2 protein-coding genes are annotated in these 5,340 nt (G+C 64.0%); one reads left to right on the top strand and one right to left on the bottom strand.

All coding sequences use genetic code 11. From position 1 onward, the window contains the following. Positions 1–655 precede the first annotated feature (655 nt). Positions 656–3,283, top strand: coding sequence for an ATP-dependent chaperone ClpB (gene clpB / locus FJY88_11605; GenBank protein ID MBM3287977.1), 2,628 nt, complete (start codon positions 656–658; stop codon positions 3,281–3,283). 123 nt (positions 3,284–3,406) lie between these two features. Here the strand turns inward: clpB and FJY88_11600 are convergent, their stop codons facing one another. Further along, the gene (locus FJY88_11600) at positions 3,407–5,179 is read right to left on the bottom strand and encodes a hypothetical protein (protein MBM3287976.1); all 1,773 of its coding nucleotides are present in this window, start codon (positions 5,177–5,179) and stop codon (positions 3,407–3,409) included. Between the last annotated feature and the right edge of the window lie 161 nt (positions 5,180–5,340).

Below are 5,340 nucleotides of genomic sequence, written 5' to 3'. Positions count from 1 at the left end.
CCGCCGGCCGCCCCGGTCGCCCCCGAGCCTCAGGCACCGCCTCCTGCGACGGGGCACGATGCGGACCGGCCGGTGGAGGCCGCTCCCGTTCCGGTGACGGAGGCCGTTGCGCGGGAATCGTCACTCGCCGAGCCGGTGGTTTCCGCTCCGCCCACCGACATCGTTCCGGCGGAGTCGCCGGCCGCTGCCGTGAGTCCGTCGGTATCGCCTCCGGCGGTGTCTGTCCCCGGTCCCGCGATCGCCGAAGAGGAGATCCCCATCCCCGCCGATGCTGGCGCGGATCACTTCTCGGCCGTCAAGGACACAAAGGAAGAGCCTGGGGTCGAAGCGCCCGATGCCGGGACGGAGCCCAGGCCTTCAAGCCGGATCAGCCCGCCCGACGAGGCGCGGATGCTCAGCGAACTCCAGTCCGCCCTGGGCGTCGGCCGTCGCTTTCGCGTTTTCGACCGACTCCGCCCCGGCCGCCCCAGCTAGACCGCTTCCACTTCAGACGGCACTGCTGTTACGCGCCATTCTGACGCTATGGATTTCGAGTGCGCCAGGATGGCGCATCGGTGATTTCTATCAATGATTCGTATCTACTTCATCGAAAGGTGAATGCTGATCGTGCACCCGTTGGCACCGTCGGTGCTTCGCTGTGACGCGAGGTGACGCGATGCAAATCGACAAACTGACGATCAAGTCCCAGGAAGCGCTTCAGGCGGCGCAGCGTGTGGCCGGGGAGCGGCGGAACCCGGAGATCGGCGTCGAGCACCTGCTGCTGGCGTTGCTCGACCAGGCGGAGGGAGTGGTGCCGCCGTTGCTGCAGAAGCTCGGCGTGGACGCCGGACGGCTTCGCGCCAGCGTCGAGGCCCGACTCGATGCGATGCCGGTCGTCCAGGGACAGACCGGCGAGCGTGGCCTGTCGCAATCGCTCCGGCAGGTGCTGGAGGGTGCCTTCGCGGTCGCCGGCCGTCTTCGCGATGAGTACGTCAGCGTCGAGCATCTCTTCCTCGCCGTCGTCGAGTCGAAGGACACGGCGCTCGCGTCGATCCTGGCCAAGGCCGGGCTGGCGCCGGAGAGCGTGCTGCAGGCGCTCCAGTCGGTTCGGGGATCGCACCGCGTGACGGACCAGAATCCCGAGGACAAGTACGAGGCGCTCAAGAAGTACGGCCGCGATCTCACCGACATGGCGCGCCAGAAGAAGCTCGACCCGGTCATCGGACGCGATACCGAGATCCGCCGCGTCGTCCAGGTGCTCTCGCGTCGCACGAAGAACAACCCCGTGCTGATCGGCGAGCCGGGCGTCGGCAAGACGGCGATCGTCGAGGGCCTCGCGCAGCGGATCATCGCAGGCGACGTACCCGAGGGGCTCCGCAACCGCCGGGTCGTGGCGCTCGACCTGGGCGCGATGGTCGCCGGCGCGAAGTACCGCGGCGAGTTCGAGGATCGCTTCAAGGCGTTTCTCAAGGAGGTGCTTGCGTCCGAGGGCCAGGTCATCCTCTTCATCGACGAACTTCACACGCTGGTCGGTGCGGGCGGCGCCGAGGGTGCGGTGGACGCCTCGAACATGATCAAGCCGCCGCTGGCGCGTGGCGAACTGCGCTGCGTCGGGGCGACGACGATCGACGAGTACCGCAAGCACGTCGAGAAGGACCCCGCGCTGGAGCGGCGCTTCCAGCCCGTCCGCGTCGGCGAGCCGTCCGTCGAGGACACCATCGCCATCCTGCGCGGCCTCAAGGAGCGCTACGAGGTCCACCACGGCGTGCGCATCCAGGATGCCGCGCTCGTGCAGGCCGCGACGCTCTCGCACCGTTACATCGCCGACCGATTCCTGCCCGACAAGGCGATCGACCTCGTCGACGAGGCGGCCAGCCGGCTCCGCATGGAGATCGACAGCCTGCCGGTCGAGATCGACGAGGTGGAGCGCCGCATCCTGCAGCTCGAGATCGAGCGCCAGGCGTTGCTGAAGGAGAAGGACGCCGATTCCCGCGCCCGCCTCGACCGGTTGCTGGCCGAGCTTGCGCGCCTGCGCGAAGAGAGCGCGCGGATGAAGCTGCACTGGCAGAAGGAGAAGGACCTGATCTCCGACCTCCGGACGCTGACGCGGTCCATCGACCTGCTCAAGGTCGAGGAGGAGCAGGCGCAGCGCGCCAACGATCTCGAGAAGGCCGCGGAACTGCGCTACGGCAGGATCCCGAGGATCGAGCGGCAGATCGCGGAGGCGCAGGCCAAGCTCGCCGAGGTTCAGAAGGACGTGAAGATGCTGAAGGAGGAGGTCGATCCCGAGGACATCGCCTCGGTCGTCGCCTCGTGGACGCACATCCCGGTCGCGAAGCTGCTCGGCAGCGAGCGGGAGAAGCTGCTCCAGATGGAGGCGTTGCTCCGCAAGAGGGTGATCGGCCAGGAGGAGGCGATCGGCGCGGTCTCGAACGCCGTCCGCCGGGCCCGGTCCGGCCTTCAGGATCCCAACCGTCCGATCGGCTCCTTCATCTTCATGGGCCCGACCGGCGTCGGCAAGACGGAGTTGGCGAGGGCGCTGGCGGAATTCCTGTTCGACGACGAGACCGCGATGGTGCGCATCGACATGTCGGAGTACATGGAGAAGCACGCCGTCAGCCGGCTCATCGGCGCGCCTCCGGGCTACGTCGGCTACGAGGAGGGCGGCCAGCTCACCGAGCATGTCCGGCGCAAGCCGTACACGGTCGTTCTCTTCGACGAGATCGAGAAGGCCCACCCGGACGTCTTCAATGTGATGCTGCAGATTCTCGACGAGGGGAGGCTGACCGACGGGCAGGGGAGGACGGTCGACTTCCGGAACGTGCTGGTCATCATGACCTCCAACCTCGGCGGCGCGTTGATCCACGAGACACTGCAGAAGCACCCCGACCTGTCGCCGGGCGACGACGGCTACGAACGGCTCCGGACGAAGGTCAACGAATTGCTTCGCGCCCAGTTCCGGCCGGAGTTCCTGAACCGCGTCGACGAGATCGTGCTGTTCCACAGCCTGCGGCGAGAGGAGATCCGCCGGATCGTCGACATCCAGGTCGCGCGCGTCGCCGGCTTCCTGGAGAAGAAGCGGATCACGCTGCGGCTCACCGACGGGGCCAAGGACCTCCTGGCGCGCGACGGATACGATCCGGCCTTCGGCGCGCGCCCGCTGAAGCGCGCGGTGCAGCGCAGGGTGTCCGACGCGCTCGCCTCGCAGATTCTCTCCGGGGCGGTCCCGGAGGGCGCCTCCGTGGTCGGCGATGTCGAGTCCGAGGTGCCGGACAACATCGTCTTCCGGCTTGTCCCTGCATAGGGGGTAGTGTCCAGAACCCTTCGCAGCTTGCTACAGAGCAGCCTCTCTCGAGATAGGGTTCATCCTTCTTCTCCCCGGGGGGCAACGCCACGGAGCATGAGCCCGGCAAACCGGATTGCTGCGTCATGGCTTCGCTTTCTCGGGAGACCTGATCACGCGGACGATGGAAACGGGGACTTTCTCAGGGGAATGGATCTCAAAGTCGTAGGCAAGGCCTTTGGCTTTGAAGAGAACGGTGGTGTGGACGGTGGCGGTTCGAATGACATCGTTGCCGGTGGCGATGATCGGATACTGGACTCGGCCGGAGGCTCCCTCATAAACCAGGTTCATGGTGCCTCTGACGCCGTCGTGGAAGGTGATCTTGAAAGTCACGGATTGAGGAGTCTCGGGAAGGAATCGATCGTCCACCGCAAATCCGATTCTCGTTCCTGCTCGTGCAATGAGGTCCTTGTCATGTCCTGGGGCCATCATCCAATGGTTGGGCGACGTGGGGATCGGAAGGACGGCTTGGGTTTCATATCCCTCCGAATCGCGCTGGTAGAGCCATCGCTCGAAGTTCTTGCACGGAACAGGTCTGGATGTGCTGAAGTCCCCATAATAGCCCATCTCCTTGGCCCGGCCATTGTAGGACCATGGCTGCATTTGATTCTCGCGAAGAAGGCACCAGACGTCAGGGGTGTCCTTCACCGTGCGTCCCATTTCAAGGGAGAGATAGGCGGTGAGGTCAGGGATGGGTGAGAAGTCATTCAAGAGGATGATGTTCTTGCGCAGTTGAATCGCCCTCAGCGTTGAGGAGAAGTATCGGTAGGGGAAGAGAGTTGTGGGGCCAAACCGAAAGCTCATCTTCTCTTCATAGGTCTCGTTCTCGTCTCCGTTCAAGCCCCCCTTTGCAATGATGGGCGCCTTTTCGTCCGTGGTCAGATAGCCGTTCTCATCAATGAACTGACCGTTGGCGGCATCGGGTATCTGGTACATGTAGACCTCCACCATGCCATCGCGGAATCCGAAGCCTTTGGAGAAGCCGTATTCGCTCTTCCCGCACATCATGACTTTGCCGGCGACCCCCTGGCAGGCGTGAGCCCAGGCATCCAGCCGCTCCATAACGTGTTGCTTGGAGCAATCTCCAATTCCCTCGTCCCCGTAGGTCTCGGATGAATAGCCGACAACGATGGATTTGACTGTGGGGTTTGTGGGAATCCCAGACTTCCCAAAGGCTTGTACCAGCTTCATGTATCGGCGGTGGAAGTCGGGATGGGATGGATCATAGTGACTGATTCCGTCCCCCTTCTTCGGAGGATCATTGAGAATAGGGGTGCCCAAAGCGGTGACATACCCGGGAACCGAACCCCGAGTCCTGTCCCCATTCCTCGCGGCTATGGCGGTTATGGGGCGGATCTCGACACCGTATCCGGCGGCGGCGGCCAGGCCAATGAACGACTTGAGTCGTTCAAAGTCGTAGCGGTCTCTCTCCGGCTCCAGTTCCTTCCACTCGACCCATATGGAAAGAACGGGATTCGCCTTGATGCGAACGGGAGGGAGCTTGGGTTCCTTGGAGAGATTGAAGATCCTCGCGAAGACCAGATAGGAGCGAGGGCTGACGGTGACAGACGGGGGGAGGGAGAAATCCCACCCCGTTGCTATCGTGTTGTGAGGAGTCCACGTTGGTTCAGCATAATCCGTCAAGGGGACCTTCTGGTAGCTTGGCCAATAGCGGTAGGGATTCTCTTCCGCAGCGAGTGCTCCGGCGACTGAAAGGAACAGGAACGCCGCGATCCGTTTCGCTCTTTGGATACTTATGGGGTGGTGCATTGTGGATAGCTCAGATGCTTGTGGTGGGTTTCGAGGGCGTTGTGGAGCGGTTCGGATGGCGCATCCTTCTTGCAAGAAATCGCTCATCGGGCGGCGCGGGCGCCCGTCCTTCGGGAACTGCCTGGAGCAGTAGTCTCATGGCGGCGAAGCTGCCAGAGTGCCGAAGGGAAGACAAGAACGTGCGCGCGTTGGCGGGGTCGAAGTCGGGCGCCCGGGAGCCGCCGGTTGACTCGTCCGCGCCGTCGATG

The organism is Candidatus Eisenbacteria bacterium, assembly GCA_016867495.1.
Classification (GTDB): Bacteria; Eisenbacteria; RBG-16-71-46; order CAIMUX01; family VGJL01; genus VGJL01.
Note: the sequence above shows the minus strand (reverse complement) of the source record. Positions and strands in the feature narration are given on the sequence as shown.

Excerpts from the sequence above, each read along its gene's own strand:
- clpB (MBM3287977.1), top strand. The coding sequence starts at position 656 with ATGCAAATCGACAAACTGACGATCAAGTCCCAGGAAGCGCTTCAGGCG.
- FJY88_11600 (MBM3287976.1), bottom strand. The coding sequence starts at position 5,179 with ATGAGCGATTTCTTGCAAGAAGGATGCGCCATCCGAACCGCTCCACAA.